This window comes from Streptomyces sp. NPDC059371, assembly GCF_042751995.1.
Lineage (GTDB): Bacteria > Actinomycetota > Actinomycetes > Streptomycetales > Streptomycetaceae > Streptomyces.
In genome coordinates, this window is sequence record NZ_JBHYXD010000011.1 from 81,770 (window position 1) to 97,286 (window position 15,517).

Annotated in this window: 12 protein-coding genes and 1 pseudogene; all 13 read left to right on the forward strand. The window is 71.7% G+C overall.

Annotated features, from left to right (window positions below):
• Positions 1 to 93: 93 nt before the first annotated feature.
• A pseudogene (locus ACFXGX_RS09490) lies at positions 94 to 681 on the forward strand (SDR family oxidoreductase); the annotation flags it as partial.
• A gap of 30 nt (positions 682 to 711) precedes the next feature.
• Positions 712 to 1,719: a methionine synthase gene (locus ACFXGX_RS09495; protein ID WP_384787132.1), complete on the forward strand. Its 1,008-nt coding sequence runs from the start codon at positions 712 to 714 to the stop codon at positions 1,717 to 1,719.
• A gap of 15 nt (positions 1,720 to 1,734) precedes the next feature.
• Positions 1,735 to 3,930, forward strand: a complete 2,196-nt coding sequence (gene ligA, locus ACFXGX_RS09500; RefSeq protein WP_384787135.1) for an NAD-dependent DNA ligase LigA — start codon at positions 1,735 to 1,737, stop codon at positions 3,928 to 3,930.
• Positions 3,931 to 4,190: 260 nt separating this feature from the next.
• Positions 4,191 to 6,422, forward strand: a complete 2,232-nt coding sequence (locus ACFXGX_RS09505) for a putative bifunctional diguanylate cyclase/phosphodiesterase (protein WP_384787138.1) — start codon at positions 4,191 to 4,193, stop codon at positions 6,420 to 6,422.
• A gap of 668 nt (positions 6,423 to 7,090) precedes the next feature.
• Entirely contained in the window at positions 7,091 to 7,387 is a 297-nt protein-coding gene (gene gatC / locus ACFXGX_RS09510; RefSeq protein ID WP_037622623.1) for an Asp-tRNA(Asn)/Glu-tRNA(Gln) amidotransferase subunit GatC, read from the forward strand.
• 5 nt (positions 7,388 to 7,392) lie between these two features.
• The gene (gene gatA / locus ACFXGX_RS09515) at positions 7,393 to 8,898 is read left to right on the forward strand and encodes an Asp-tRNA(Asn)/Glu-tRNA(Gln) amidotransferase subunit GatA (protein WP_384787142.1); all 1,506 of its coding nucleotides are present in this window, start codon (positions 7,393 to 7,395) and stop codon (positions 8,896 to 8,898) included.
• 8 nt (positions 8,899 to 8,906) lie between these two features.
• On the forward strand, positions 8,907 to 9,137 hold the full coding sequence (locus ACFXGX_RS09520; protein ID WP_384787273.1) for a hypothetical protein: 231 nt from the start codon (positions 8,907 to 8,909) through the stop codon (positions 9,135 to 9,137).
• Between the two features lie 16 nt (positions 9,138 to 9,153).
• Entirely contained in the window at positions 9,154 to 10,668 is a 1,515-nt protein-coding gene (gatB, locus tag ACFXGX_RS09525; protein WP_384787145.1) for an Asp-tRNA(Asn)/Glu-tRNA(Gln) amidotransferase subunit GatB, read from the forward strand.
• Positions 10,669 to 10,767: 99 nt separating this feature from the next.
• On the forward strand, positions 10,768 to 11,274 hold the full coding sequence (locus tag ACFXGX_RS09530) for a hypothetical protein (protein WP_384787148.1): 507 nt from the start codon (positions 10,768 to 10,770) through the stop codon (positions 11,272 to 11,274).
• Between the two features lie 184 nt (positions 11,275 to 11,458).
• The gene (locus ACFXGX_RS09535; protein WP_384787151.1) at positions 11,459 to 13,777 is read left to right on the forward strand and encodes an MMPL family transporter; all 2,319 of its coding nucleotides are present in this window, start codon (positions 11,459 to 11,461) and stop codon (positions 13,775 to 13,777) included.
• A 4-nt stretch (positions 13,778 to 13,781) separates the two neighbouring features.
• Positions 13,782 to 14,357, forward strand: coding sequence for a GNAT family N-acetyltransferase (locus tag ACFXGX_RS09540; protein ID WP_384787154.1), 576 nt, complete (start codon positions 13,782 to 13,784; stop codon positions 14,355 to 14,357).
• Between the two features lie 35 nt (positions 14,358 to 14,392).
• On the forward strand, positions 14,393 to 15,007 hold the full coding sequence (locus ACFXGX_RS09545; RefSeq protein WP_384787157.1) for a hypothetical protein: 615 nt from the start codon (positions 14,393 to 14,395) through the stop codon (positions 15,005 to 15,007).
• 199 nt (positions 15,008 to 15,206) lie between these two features.
• Positions 15,207 to 15,398, forward strand: a complete 192-nt coding sequence (locus tag ACFXGX_RS09550) for a hypothetical protein (protein ID WP_384787160.1) — start codon at positions 15,207 to 15,209, stop codon at positions 15,396 to 15,398.
• The last annotated feature ends 119 nt before the right edge of the window (positions 15,399 to 15,517 follow it).

The window sequence follows — 15,517 nt, forward strand, 5'->3', positions numbered from 1 at the left end:
CTTTTCCCCGGGGGGGGGGGGGCGCCGGGGGGGGGGCCCCCCCCCCCCCCCCGCCCGGGGGGCCCCCCCCCCCCCCCCCCCCCCCCCCCCCACGCCGGCCGGGCGAAGGAATTGGCCGCCGCGTTCCCCGGCGCGAAGACCCTGGTCGGCGACCTCGCGGACCCCGACAAGCTCTCCTGGGCGTTCTCGCACCAGACGCTCCCCGGCGGCGTCGACTCCCTGCTGCACATCGCGGGCGTGGTCGACCTCGGCCCGGTCGGCGAACTGACCCCGAAGTCCTGGCGCCACCAGCTCAACGTCAACCTGATCGCCCCCGCCGAGCTCACCCGCCACTTCCTGCCCCAGCTCCGCCTCGCCCAGGGCCACGTGGTCTTCGTGAACTCCGGAGCCGGTCTGAACGCCCACGCCGACTGGTCCGCCTACGCCGCCTCCAAGCATGGCCTGAAGGCCCTCGCCGACTCCCTGCGCCACGAGGAGCACGCGGCCGGCGTCCGGGTGACCTCCGTCTACCCGGGGCGCACCGCCAGCCCCATGCAGGCCAAGGTCCACCAGCAGGAGGGCAAGGAGTACGACGCCTCGAAGTGGATCGACCCCGAGTCGGTGGCCACGACGATCCTGATGGCGCTCGATCTGCCCCGCGACGCCGAGGTCAACGACCTGACGGTGCGCCCGGGAGGCTGACCTCCGCGCGGGATTCCGTAGGCTTCCGGGGTGAGCGAAAACAGCGAGTTCAGGTTCGGTCCCGCCACCGGTGTCGGGTCCATGCCGGGCGGTGACGCGCGGGAGGCCGCGAAGACCGTCATCGGTTCCCTCGACGACTTCCCGTTCCTGGCCGAACTGCCCGCGCGCGGGCCCGGGGCGGACATGATCGGCCGGACCGCGGGGATGCTCGTCGAGCTGTACGCGCGCGTGGAGCCCAGCGGCTGGCGCTTCGGGGACCGGCCGGGCCGGGACACCAAGCGGGCCAGGTCGTGGCTGGGCGAGGACCTCGACGCCCTGGAGGAGTTCACCCAGGGCTACGAGGGGCCCCTCAAGGTGCAGGCCGTCGGTCCCTGGACGCTGGCCGCCTCCCTGGAGCTGAGGAACGGCGAGTCCGCCCTCTCCGACCCCGGCGCCTGCCGCGACCTCGCCGGCTCGCTCGCCGAGGGACTGCGCCTCCACCTCGAAGACGTACGCCGGCGGATTCCCGGTGCCCAGATCGTTCTGCAGCTCGACGAACCCTCCCTCGTCGCCGTGCTTCGCGGCCAGGTGCCGACCGCCAGCGGCTACCGCACCAACCGTGCCGTGGACCGCCAGGTCGCCGAGGCCAGGCTCCGGGACGTCATCGGGGTACACGGCGGCGGGCCCGTCGTGGTCCACTCCTGCGCGCCCGACGTCCCATTCGCCCTGTTGCGCCGGGCGGGCGTTTCGGCGATCTCCTTCGACTTCTCCCTCCTCACCGAACGTGACGACGACGCGATCGGGGAAGCGGTCGAGGGCGGTACCCGCCTGTTCGCCGGTGTCGTCCCCGGCGTGGACGTCCCGTTGTCGGACCCTGCCGGTAGCGTCATGGGTGTCAGGACGCTGTGGCGCAGGCTGGGGCTGCGGCCGGGTCTTCTCGCGGAGGCGGTCACGCTCACTCCGTCGTGCGGACTCGCGGGGGCCTCCCCCGACTTCGCGCGCAGGGCGCTGGCCCACTGCGTCCGGGCGGCGAGATCCCTCGCGGACAACCCAGAGTAACGGGAGGACACAACGGTGGCCGGCGAAAAGCACGCAGAGCCCACATCGGTACCCGCCGAGGCACGGGAGCGGCACGCGCAGCTCGCCGAGCAGGTCGAGGAGCACCGCTTCCGGTACTACGTGAAGGACGCCCCGGTCGTCAGCGACGCCGAGTTCGACACACTGCTGCGTTCCCTGGAGGCGCTGGAGGAGGAGTATTCCGAGCTGCGGACACCGGACTCGCCGACCCAGAAGGTCGCGGGCGCGTACGCCACGGAATTCACCTCCGTCCAGCACCGGCAGCGCATGCTGTCGCTCGACAACGCCTTCACCGACCTGGAACTGGCCGCGTGGGCCGAGCGCGTGGCCAAGGACGTGGGCGCCTCCGACCACCACTTCCTGTGCGAACTGAAGGTCGACGGCCTCGCCGTCAACCTCACGTACGAACGCGGCCGTCTCACGCGCGCGGCGACCCGCGGCGACGGCCGTACGGGCGAGGACATCACGCCCAACGTCCGTACGATCACGGAGATCCCGGACCGTCTGACCGGCGATCACGTCCCCGGCCTCGTGGAGATCCGCGGCGAGGTCTACTTCCCGATGGAGAAGTTCGAGGAGCTCAACGCCCGGCTGGTGGCGGCGGGCGACAAGCCCTTCGCCAACCCCCGCAACGCGGCGGCCGGTTCGCTGCGCCAGAAGGACCCGCGCGTCACCGCGAGTCGGCCGCTCCACATGGTCGTCCACGGCATCGGCGCCCTGGAGGGGTTCGAGGGCCTCGGCCGGCTCTCCGAGGCCTACGGCCTGCTGCACTCCTGGGGACTGCCGACCACGCGGTACGCCAAGGTGGTCGACGACCTGGACGGCGTAAGGGAGTTCATCGCGTACTACGGCGAGAACCGCCACTCCGTGGAGCACGAGATCGACGGGGTGGTCGTCAAGCTCGACGAGATCCCCCTCCAGGGCCGGCTCGGCTCCACCGCGCGCGCACCCCGCTGGGCGATCGCCTGGAAGTACGCGCCCGAGGAGGTCAACACCAAGCTCGTCAACATCCGTGTCGGCGTGGGCCGTACGGGCCGGGTCACGCCGTACGCGCAGGTCGAGCCGGTCACGGTCGCGGGCTCCGAGGTCGAGTTCGCCACCCTGCACAACCAGGCCGTGGTGAAGGCCAAGGGCGTCCTCATCGGGGACACGGTGGTGCTGCGCAAGGCCGGTGACGTCATCCCCGAGATCCTCGGACCGGTCGCCGACCTGCGCGACGGCAGCGAGCGGGAGTTCGTCATGCCGGCCGAGTGCCCCGAGTGCGGTACGGCGCTGCGGCCCATGAAGGAGGGCGATATCGACCTGCGCTGCCCCAACGGCCGTTCCTGCCCGGCCCAGTTGAGAGAGCGCGTCTCCTACCTCGCGGGCCGCGAGTGCCTGGACATCGACCACTTCGGCGACGTGGCCGCCGCGGCGCTGACCCGGCCGCTGGAGCCCGTCGCCCCGCCGCTCGTCGACGAGGGCGACCTCTTCGACCTCACCGTCGAGCAGCTGCTCCCGATCAAGGCGTACGTCCTGGACCAGGACAGCGGCCTGCCCAAGCGGGATCCCCATACCGGTGAGGAGAAGGTCGTCACGGTCTTCGCCAACCAGAAGGGCGAGCCGAAAAAGAACACGCTTGCCCTGCTGGAGAAGATCGCCGAGGCGAGGACCCGTCCGCTCGCCCGGTTCCTCAACGGGCTCTCGATCCGGCATGTGGGCCCGGTGGCCGCCGAGGCGCTGGCCCGCGCGTTCCGTTCCGTCGACCGCATCGAGCAGGCCACCGAGGAGGAACTCGCCGCGGTCGACGGGGTCGGCGGGATCATCGCGACCTCGGTCAAGGAATGGTTCGCCGAGGACTGGCATCGCGAGATCATCCGCAAGTGGAAGGCGGCCGGCGTCCGGCTGGAGGACGAGGGCGCGGGGGAGGACGAGGCGCCGCGACCGCTCGAAGGCCTCACGGTCGTGGTCACGGGCACGCTCGAACACCACACGCGGGACGGGGCGAAGGAGGAGCTGCAGAGCCGTGGAGCAAAGGTGACCGGCTCCGTCTCGAAGAAGACGTCCTTCGTCGTGGTGGGCGACAATCCCGGCTCGAAGTATGACAAAGCGATGCAGTTGAAGGTTCCGGTCCTGAACGAGGAGGGCTTCGCCGTCCTGTTGGAGCAAGGACCGGACGCGGCGGCGGAAGTCGCGCTTCCGATCGAGGAATAGGGGCTGAAGACCACCCGTTCGGCGCAAATCGTGGGTATCCGGGTGACCAGGTCGCATTCGGGCAACCGTCGACGACCGCTGCCCCTGGAAGCCTTCCGCGGCCTACTGTTGACGTGTGCGCCTGCCGTGCCCGGCCGCGGCCGGCGCATCCTCGACTCCGCGTGAGCCGGGGGAAGGGTTTTCCGACGCGGCACCGTTGGCGGCTGTCGCCGGCAACGGATCGTGTGGCGTCGGCACCGCCGGCAGTGAGAGGGACGGGAATGGAACCGACCGAGAGCGCCGCTCCCGACTCACGGCTGCGCCCGCGCCGGACGACCGGCGCGTGGCTGACCGGCCTGCGGACGGGACGGCAGTCGGAGCGCGCCGCCCGGAGCGGGTTCGGCGCCGCGCCGCTCCCCGTCCCCGTCGTCCCCAACGCCCTCACCGCCGACCCCGGCACCGGCCTGCCCGGCCAGGACCCCGAGCGCCATCTGTCCTGGCCGACGCTGCCCTCGGCGGTCATGGCGACGGCCGCGTTCGTCCTGGGCGCGGGCTTCTACCGGGCGTTCAGCGGTCATCACGCCCTCTTCCCGTGCGGCACCGTCGGCTGGGCGCTGGCCCTGCTGACCGGCGTCATCGTCGGTCACCTGGTCGCCCTCGGCCGGGCCCGCTGGTGGGGCGGCACCGGTTCCGGCGCCGCGCTCACCCTCGCGGTCCTGCTGCTGTACGGCTGGGTCCCGGCCGGCATGGTCAGCCTCACCGTCGTCGTCCTGGTCGGCACCGCCCGCCGCAACCGCTGGCGCCAAGGCGTCGTGCACGGCGCCGTCGACATCCTCGGCATCGGTGCCGGAGCCCTGGTCCTCGCGTCGTTCGGACGGTTCCCGAGCGTCGAGAATCCCTGGGCCCCCGACACCTGGACGTTCTACGCCGCACCGCAGGTCGTGCTGGTCGCCGGCGCCTATCTCGCCGTCACCCGCGCCCTGCTCTGGTACCTGAACACGCCGCGTGGGGGCCTGCCCACCGTCGCCCGTACGGCCCTGGTCAGACACGGGCTCGTCGCCGTGGCGCTGCTCGGCATCGCGCCGCTGATCTGTGTCGTCGCGATGGCCCAGCCGACGCTGCTGCCCCTGTTCTCGATCCCGCTGATCGCCCTCGACTCCACCCTGTGGATAGCCCGAGCCCGCGCCGAGGAGCAACTGCGCGACCCGCTGACCGGGCTGCCGAACCGTCAGTGGCTGCTGGAGCGCACCTGGACGGCCCTGGACGACGCCGAGCGCATCGGCGTGCGCTCCGCCCTCGTGCTCATCGACCTGGACCGCTTCCGTGCGGTGAACGACACGCTGGGGCACCTCGCCGGTGACCGGCTGCTCCTCCAGATAGCCGAGCGGCTGCGGCTGGCACTGCCGCGCGGGGCGGAGGCCGCGCGGCTCGGCGGTGACGAGTTCGCCGTGTTACTGCCGGTCGTGGACTCCACCACCTCGGCCACGCGGGTCGCCCGCAATCTGGTCGCCACCCTCGGCTCGCCGCTCGACCTGGACGGACTCACCCTCGTCCTGGAGGCCAGCGCCGGGCTCTCCGTCTTCCCCGACCACGCGCTCGACGCGGAGGGGCTGCTGCGTCTGGCCGACATCGCGATGTACCAGGCGAAGCGGGACCGTACGGGCGTCGAGGTGTACGAGTCCAAGCGGGACTCCAACACCCCCGACCGGCTGGGCCTGCTGGGCGATCTGCGCCGGGCCCTGGACACCGGTGACGTCGAACTGCACTACCAGCCCAAGGTCCGCTTCGACGGACAGGTGGCCGGGCTCGAGGCGCTGGTGCGCTGGGTGCATCCCGAGCGCGGCAAGGTGCCGCCGGACGAGTTCATCGCCATCGCCGAGTCGTCCGGGCTGATGCCGCACCTCACCGAGTACGTCCTGGAGACGGCCCTCGGGCAGGTCGCGCGCTGGCGGGCACAGGGGCTGTACGTGCCGGTCGCGGTGAACGTGTCGCCGCGCGACGTGCACACCCCGGGGTTCGCGGGCGCCGTCGCCGCCCGTCTCGCCCGGCACGGAGTTCCCGCGGGAGCGCTCCAACTGGAGATAACGGAGCATGTGCTCCTGGAGGACCCGCAGCGTGCCGCCGACACCCTCGCGGCGCTCACCGGGCACGGCGTGAAGATGTCGCTGGACGACTTCGGCACCGGGTACTCCTCCCTGGTCCATCTGCGCCGGCTGCCGGTCAGCGAGCTGAAGATCGACCGTTCGTTCGTCGCGCGGCTCGCCGTGGACGCCGAGGACGCCGAGATCGTGCGGTGCACCGTCGACCTCGCCCATTCGCTGGGGCTTCTCGTCGTGGCGGAGGGGGTCGAGGACGACGAGACGTGGGAGCGGTTGCGGGATCTGGGGTGTGACGCCGTCCAGGGGTGGCTCGTCGCCGCGGCGATGCCGCCCGAGGAGGCGACGGCGTGGCTGCTCGCCCGGGGGGCCCGGGGGTGGCAGCGGCCGCGGGCCGCCCTTCCCGCCGCCGAGTAGCAGCTCCGGCCCGGCCTGCGGCTGGGCGAGTGGCAGCTCCGGCCCGGCCTGCGGCCGGCTGTCTCCCACCCACGCACCACCCGTGCCACTCTCCCGACAGGCTCGGCCCCCTGGTGCCGCGTCCCGCCGCAGGCGTCGTGAGGCGGAGAGGGGCGATGACCGCGAACGCGGCACCCCATGCCCCTCCGGCACGACGGCCGCCGCCGACGCCTCCCGCACCCTTCCGAAGCGACGGACACCGACGGCGAGATGCCCCCACGGCAGAGCTCACCCGTCCGGAGGCAGTCACGGGTGGTGCGCGGGCGGGAGACACCCGGCCGGAGGCCGGGCAGTCGGACGGCCGATCGCCGCCGACGGCGCGACGGACGCCAACGGCGAGAGCTCCCACGGCAGAGCTCACCCGTCCGGAGGCAGTCACGGGTGGTGCGCGGGTGGGAGATGTCCGGCCGGAGGCCGGGGTGTCGGTCGGCGGATCGCCGCCGACGGCGGGACGGCCGAACGGGAGGGCTCGGCGTGCCGGGGAGCGGTGAACGGGTGGTGCGCGGGCGGGAGATGTCCGGCCGGAGGCCGGGGTCGTGGGTGTCCCACGGCAAACCCGGGCGCGGGCATCGGCCCGGGCCCCATAGGATTGGGCCAAACCACACACACTCACCCCAGAGGATCGCTGCATGCCTGGCATCACGCGCGAGGAGGTCGCCCACCTCGCACGGCTGGCGCGTCTGGAGCTGAAGGGCGAAGAGCTCGACCACTTCGCAGGCCAGCTCGACGACATCATCGGCGCGGTCGCCCGCGTCAGCGAGGTCGCCGACCAAGACGTACCGCCGACCTCTCATCCGCTGCCGCTGACGAACGTCATGCGCGTGGACGAGGTCCGTCCGTCGCTCACCCCCGAGCAGGCGCTCTCCGGCGCCCCGGCCCAGGAGCAGCAGCGTTTCAAGGTGCCGCAGATCCTGGGGGAGGACTAATCACCATGACGGACACCAACGTCAACATCATCAAGCTCACCGCGGCCGAGATCGCCGGGAAGATCGCGGCCGGCGAGCTCACCGCCGTCGAGGTCACCGAGGCCCACCTCGCCCGGATCGAGGCCGTCGACGAGAAGGTGCACGCCTTCCTGCACGTCGACCGCGAGGGCGCCCTCGCCCAGGCCCGTGCCGTGGACGCCAAGCGGGAGGCCGGCGAGAAGCTCGGCCCGCTCGCCGGCGTCCCGCTCGCGCTGAAGGACATCTTCACCACCGAGGGCATCCCGACCACCGTCGGCTCGAAGATCCTCGAAGGCTGGATCCCGCCGTACGACGCGACCCTCACCAAGCGGCTCAAGGCCGCCGACGTCGTCATCCTCGGCAAGACCAACATGGACGAGTTCGCCATGGGGTCCTCCACCGAGAACAGCGCGTACGGCCCGACCGGCAACCCCTGGGACCTCACCCGGATCCCCGGCGGCTCCGGCGGCGGCTCCTCCGCGGCCCTCGCCTCCTACCAGGCGCCCCTCGCCATCGGCACCGACACCGGCGGTTCCATCCGCCAGCCGGCCGCCGTCACCGGCACGGTCGGCGTCAAGCCCACGTACGGCGCGGTCTCCCGCTACGGCATGGTGGCGTTCTCCAGCTCCCTCGACCAGGGCGGGCCCTGCGCCCGTACGGTCCTGGACGCGGCCCTGCTCCACGAGGTCATCGCCGGGCACGACCCGCTCGACTCGACCTCCATCGACGCCCCGGTCCCGCCGGTCGTCGAGGCCGCCCGCAACGGCAGCGTCTCCGGCATGCGCGTCGGTGTCGTCAAGCAGTTCCGCGGCGAGGGCTACCAGGCCGGTGTCGTGCAGCGCTTCGACGAGGCCGTCGTCATGCTCAAGGAGCTCGGCGCCGAGATCGTCGAGCTGGACTGCCCGTCCTTCGACCTGGCGCTCTCCGCGTACTACCTGATCGCCCCGTCCGAGTGTTCGAGCAACCTCGCCCGCTTCGACGGCCTGCGCTACGGCCTGCGCGCGGGCGACGACGGCACGCGCTCCGCCGAGGACGTCACCGCCCTCACCCGCGAGGCCGGCTTCGGCCCCGAGGTCAAGCGCCGCGTCATGCTCGGCACGTACGCGCTCAGCTCCGGCTACTACGACGCGTACTACGGCAGCGCCCAGAAGGTCCGTACGCTCATCACCCGCGACTTCGAGAAGGCGTTCGAGCAGGTCGACGTGATCGTCTCGCCGACGACGCCCACCACCGCCTTCCCGATCGGCGAGCGCGCCGACGACCCGATGGCGATGTACCTCGCGGACCTGTGCACCATTCCGACCAACCTGGCCGGCAACTCCGCCATGTCGCTGCCCTGCGGTCTCGCCCCCGAGGACAACCTCCCGGTGGGTCTGCAGATCATCGCCCCGGCGCTGAAGGACGACCGTCTGTACAAGGTCGGAGCCGCCGTCGAGGCCGCCTTCGTGGAAAAGTGGGGCCACCCGCTGCTTGAGGAGGCTCCGTCGCTGTGAGCAAGGCAATGTCCAAGGCCAAGGGTTTCAAGAAGTCCAAGTCCGGCACGTATCTGTCCATCGCGGGCACGGCGTTCGGTGCCCTCGGTGTCGCGAAGCAGGTCAAGAGGGCCCGCAAGGAGAACGACACGCTGCGCCTCATCGACGCTGCCGTGTCCGCCGCCGCCATCGTCACCGGCCTCGCCATCCTCTACCGGGAGCTCAAGCGCCTGGGCGACGACGACGTCCTGCTGGGCTGAGAGGGAAGTTTTCACCGTGACCACCACGATCGACCTGGTGTCGTACGAGGACGCGCTCGCGTCGTACGACCCCGTCATGGGCCTCGAAGTCCATGTCGAACTCGGCACCAAGACGAAGATGTTCTGCGGCTGCTCGACCGAGCTGGGCGCCGAGCCCAACTCGCAGACGTGCCCGACCTGCCTCGGCATGCCCGGCGCCCTCCCGGTTGTCAACGCGACCGGAGTCGAGTCCGCCATCAAGATCGGCCTCGCGCTGCACTGCGAGATCGCCGAATGGTGCCGCTTCGCCCGGAAGAACTACTTCTATCCGGACATGCCGAAGAACTTCCAGACCTCGCAGTACGACGAGCCGATCGCCTTCAACGGCTATCTGGACGTCCAGCTCGAGGACGGCGAGGTCTTCCGTGTGGAGATCGAGCGCGCCCACATGGAGGAGGACACCGGTAAGTCGCTGCACGTCGGCGGTGCCACCGGCCGCATCCACGGCGCGTCCCACTCGCTGCTCGACTACAACCGGGCGGGCATCCCGCTCATCGAGATCGTCACCAAGCCGATCGAGGGCGCGGGCGAGCGTGCTCCCGAGGTCGCCAAGGCGTACGTCGCCGAGCTGCGCGAGCTCATCAAGGCGCTCGGTGTCTCCGAGGCCCGTATGGAGCAGGGCCAGATGCGCTGCGACGTGAACCTCTCGCTGCGCCCGCACGGCCGCGAGAAGTTCGGCACGCGCTCCGAGACGAAGAACGTCAACTCCCTGCGTTCCGTCGAGCGTGCCGCCCGCTTCGAGATCCAGCGCCACGCCGCGGTGCTGAACTCCGGCGGCACGATCATCCAGGAGACGCGCCACTTCCACGAGGACACCGGGTCCACGACCTCGGGCCGCGTGAAGGAGGAGGCGGAGGACTACCGGTACTTCCCGGAGCCGGACCTCGTGCCCGTCGCCCCGTCCCGGGAGTGGGTCGAGGAGCTGCGCGGCGGACTGCCCGAGCAGCCGCTGGCCCGCCGCAACCGGCTGCGCGAGGAGTGGGGCGTCAACGCCCACGACATGCAGTCGATGCTCAACGCCGGTGCCATCGACTCGATCGTCGCGACGATCGAGGCCGGTGCCGACTCCACCTCCGCCCGCAAGTGGTGGATGGGCGAGCTGGCCCGCAGCGCCAACGAGTCGGGCACGGCCCTGGAGGACCTGCCGATCACCCCGGCCCAGGTCGCCCGGGTGTCCGAGCTGGTCGCCGCCGGCGATCTGAACGACAAGCTGGCCCGTCAGGTCATCGAGGGCGTCCTCGCCGGCGAGGGCACCCCGGACGAGGTCGTCGACAAGCGCGGCCTGAAGGTCGTCTCGGACGAGGGCGCGCTGACCGCCGCCGTCGACGAGGCCGTCGCCGGGAACCCGGGCATCGCCGACAAGATCCGTGGCGGCAAGGTCCAGGCCGTCGGCGCGCTCGTCGGCGCGGTCATGAAGGCCACCCGCGGCCAGGCCGACGCCGCTCGCGTCAAGGAGCTCATCCTGGAGAAGCTGGGCGTCTCCGAAGGCTGAGATCCGGGTTTTCCCACATCCCAGGGGGTGCGCCGCGACCGGCGCACCCCCTGGGGTCTGTGTCGGCGTGCTCAAGTCAACGCGCTACGCTCCCGCGCCATGAGTGGAAGCACCGACTCCGAGACGCACGACGGCACGAGCGAGACGCACGACAGTACGAGCGAGACGCAGGACAGTACGAGCGAGACGCCCGACGGCACGACCGCGACGCCCGACAGCACGGGCGAGACGCACGACCGCACGCCCCAGGACCCCGACGGCCGCGAGGACCACGACCCCGCGGAGCCGGAGGACGAGGACCCGGACCCGGAGGACCTGGACCCCGAGGACGAGGACGAGGACGAGGACGAGGACGAGGATCCGGAGGCGCGCCGGGCGCGCTGGACCGCGATCGGCACCGGAGTCCTGCTGACCGTCGCCGGACTCGCCGCGTCGATGATGCGCACCGGCGGCTCGGGAAGCGCGCTCATACCCCTCTCCTACGCCTCGGGAGCCGTCCTGTGCGCCGGAGCGTCGGTGCTCGGGGCCAAGGGCCGCACCCGGCGGGCCCTGTGGCTGATGATCGCCGGAGTGATGGTCATGGCTGTGGGTGACCAGCTGGACTGAGCCGGGGCGGGCGGGGTGGCAGAGGCCGCACGCATGCCCTGTGACATCGGTCGCAGCCCTGTGAGTAAGCCCACGAATGCGACAAAGGATCATTTCAGACTGCAAGAGTGATGACGCATTAGTCATGTGTTCTTTGCGGGCGGTTCCCGATAAAGATCCACAAATCCCCCCAGGGAGCTCGCTCGTGGCAGCCCTTGCTCGGTGGTGCGTCCGGCATCGCCTCATCACCGTCCTCCTCTGGCTTCTGGCCTTCGGCGGTGTGACCGCGGCCGCGGCCGCGACGGGCTCCGCGTACTCCAACGACTACGAAGTCCCCGGCACCGAATCGGGCCGCGCGACGCAGCTCCTGAACAGCGGCTTCCCCGGGCACGGCGGTGACAGCGACACCGTCGTCTGGCACACCGGCTCGGGCACGGTCCGCTCCGCCGACGTCGAGCAGTCGATGACCCGGGCCCTGGACAAGATCGAGAAGCTCCCCGGAGTGGCCTCCGTCGACAGCCCGTACACGCACGAGGGATCGGGCCGGACGGGCGCGGACGGCGGGATCAGCCGGGACGGCCGGACGGCGTACGCGACCATCACCTTCGCCGACCGGGCCGAGAACCTCGACAAGGGCGAGGTCCGGGCCGTCGTCGACGCCGCCAAGGACGCCGAGGCCAAGGGGCTCGACGTCGAGCTGGGCGGCACCGCGATCTCCCTGACCAAGCCGTCCGGCGGACACACGGCCGAGATCGTCGGCGTGGCCGTCGCCGCCGTGGTCCTCTTCCTCGCCTTCGGCTCGCTCGCCGCCTCCATGCTGCCCATTGCCACCGCCCTGGTCGGCGTGGGCACGGCGTACTTCGGCATCGTGCTCCTCGGACACGCCATGACCGTGGCCGACTTCGCCCCCATGCTCGGCATGCTGGTGGGCCTCGGCGTCGGGATCGACTACGCGCTGTTCATCGTGACCAGACACCGGCGCGGCCTCAAACGCGGACTGCCGGTGGCCGAGGCGGCGCAGAACGCCGTGGCCACCACCGGACGCGCGGTCGTCTTCGCCGGCGCCACCGTCTGCATCGCCCTGCTGGGCATGCTCATCCTGCGGCTCAGCTTCCTCAACGGTGTGGCGATCGCCGCCTCCCTGACCGTCGTGCTCACCGTCGCGGCCTCCGTGACCCTGCTGCCCGCGCTGCTCTCCTTCATCGGTCCACGCGCGCTGAGCCGCCGCGAGCGGCGGCGGCTGGAGGAGCACGGGCCCGAGCCGGAGATGGCCACCGGGTTCGCCGCCCGCTGGTCCGCCTTCGTGGAACGCCACCCCAAGCTGCTCGGCGTCGTGGCCGTCGTCGTGATGGCCGTGCTCGCCCTCCCCACGTTCTCCCTCCACCTGGGCACGTCCGACCAGGGCAACGATCCGAGGACGACGACCACCCGGCAGGCGTACGACCTCGTCTCGGAGGGCTTCGGTCCCGGCGTGAACGGGCCCCTGACGCTCGTCACCAAGGTCGGCGGCGCCGAGGACCGGCTCGCCCTGGACAACCTGGACGCCACGCTGCGCACCACAGAGGGTGTCGCTTCGGCGACACCGGTGACGTACAACGGCGTCGGTGACACCGCCTTCCTCACCGTCGTCCCAAACTCCGCGCCGCAGTCCCAGAAGACCAGCGATCTCGTCGACCGGCTGCGCACCGACGTCCTGCCGCGCGCCGAGTCGGGCACCTCGCTCGACGTACAGGTCGGCGGTGTGACGGCGAGCTACGACGACTTCGCGGACGTCATCATCGGCAAGCTCCCGCTCTTCGTGGGTGTCGTGATCAGCCTCGGCTGTGTCCTGTTGCTGCTCGCGTTCCGTTCGATCGGCATCCCGCTCAAGGCCGCGGTCATGAACATCGCCGCCGTCGCCGCGGCCTTCGGAGTCGTCGTCGCGATCTTCCAGTGGGGCTGGGGGAGCGAGCTGCTCGGCCTCGGCCGCGCGGGCCCGATCGAGCCGTTCCTGCCAGTGATCATGGTGTCGGTGCTCTTCGGGCTGTCCATGGACTACCAGGTCTTCCTGGTGAGCCGGATGTACGAGGAGTGGCTGGAGACCGGTGACAACCGGCGTGCCGTACGCGTCGGCCTCGCCGAGACCAGCCGGGTGATCAACTCCGCCGCCGTCATCATGATCTCGGTCTTCCTCGCCTTCGTGCTCAGCGGCGACCGCGTGATCGCGATGTTCGGGATCGCCCTGGCCGCCGCCGTCGCCCTGGACGCCTTCGTCCTGCGCACGCTCCTCGTCCCCGCCCTCATGCACCTGCTCGGCGACGCCAACTGGTGGCTGCCCCGGGCGCTCGACAAGAGGCTGCCGCGCATCAGCATCGAGCCGCCCGAATGCCGGGCCGCGCATGAGAGGCTGGCCGAGGCCACGGACGCCGAGGCGGCGGACGTACTGGGCCACGCGGCGGCCGACGTCGAGGTGCTGGACCTCAAGGTGCCGGACACCGGGGTGCCCGACGCCGGGGTGCAGGACGTGACGACGAAGGAGCGGTGACGGGGTGTACGCGATATCCCTGGGCGACGACGGAGCGGAACTGCGGCCCCTGGAGACCTGGCACGCCGAGGAGTTCCTCGCGCACCTGGACCGCGGGCGCGAGTTCATCGGGCGGTTCATCCCCTTCGGGGCCCGTTCCACGGACGTGCCGTCCGCGCGGGCGCAGCTCCAGAGGTACGCGGACATGTGCTGCGCCGACACCGGGTCCCTGCACGGCCTGTGGCTGGACGGGAAGCTCGTGGGCGGTGTGCTCTTCCTGAACTTCGACGCGGCCCAGGGCAACTGCGAGGTCGGCTGCTGGCTGGAACCCGCCGCCTCCGGGCGCGGTCTGGTCACCCGCGCGATGCGGATCCTCATCGACTGGGCGGTCGAGGAGCGGGGGATCCACCGCGTCGAGTGGGTCGCCGCCGCGGGCAACGCCCCGAGCCTGAACGTGGCCCGGCGGCTCGGCCTGAGCCGGGACGGCGTGCTCCGTGAGAAGCACCCCCATCACGGGGTCCGGCACGACCTCGAGGTGTGGTCCGTGCTCGCCCCCGAGTGGCGTGCCGCACGCGCGGACGCCACCCCCGTGGATCATTAAGGAAGCTCTCAGACAGCGTCCGTACGGTGCCACGCATGGGAACCAAGACAGTTGACGAGACCGGGGCCGAGACCGGTACCGAGGCGGAGCGCGACGAGCGGACCGTGGACGTCACCAAGGCCGACGCGGCCGAGGCGTCCACGGGCGAAGGGACCGGGCCGGCGGCCGACGCCGAGGAGCGGGACGAGGACGTCGAAAAGCGGGACGAGGCCGACGCGGACGTCGCCGCCCTCGACGAGTCCGGGGCGGGACGGGACGGCGGTGTCGGCCAGGGTGCCGCCGCCGTGGTGTCCGCCGCACTCGGCGTGGTGTCGCTGACCGGGAGCTGGGTCTCCACCGTGGCGGCCGCCCGCGAGACCCTGATCGGCCAGCTCGAGACCTCGTCGACCGCGAGCGTGGCCACGCAGGTCAAGGAGGTCTACGGCGACGCCTGGGCGGCCACCGCGCTGGTCGGCGGCCTCTTCGCGCTGGTCGCGCTGATCGTCGGCGTCGTGGTGCTGGTCCGGCCCGCCTTCGGCGCCCCCGGCAGGCCGCAGGCCGCCTGGATCAAGTCCGTCGCCTGGGCGGGCGTCTCCCTCGGCGTCGTGGGCCTGGTGCTCGCGGTAGCCAAGTACTCCGACATCCTCCTCGGACTGCCCTCCACGAGCTGAGTCCCGCGACCCGGCACCACCGACGAACCGACACCTCAGAGGGGCCTTAGGGCCGGCACGGGAAACCGGCCGCCGTCCTAAGGCCCTTCGCGCTCCCAAGATGCGGAACTCTCCCGATGTGGCGCACCCCCCTGGGAGACGAAGGTTGAGGCATCGCGAACAAGCGAGACCGAAACCGACTCTTCACGAGGGGTACGAGATGTTCGAGTTCGAGCTCCAGCAGATCCGGTCCGAGGAAATGATCCGCAGGGCCCAGACCTACCGGCTCGCCAAGGAGGCCGCGAGCGGCCGCCGGGCCGCCCGCCGCGCCGCCCGGCGCTCCGCAGAGGGCGACACCGAACGGGCCCATAGCGACAGCCCCCGCAGGCACCGGTCGGCCCGCACCGCGTGAGCGGCGGGGCGCCCGTGGGGGGGCGGGGGCCCCCCCCGCGTGCGGGGGGTGTGGGCGGAGGCCGCGCCCCCGCGCGGCCGCGCGGCCCGCCCCGCCGCGGGCCGGGCGGGGTTCATCTA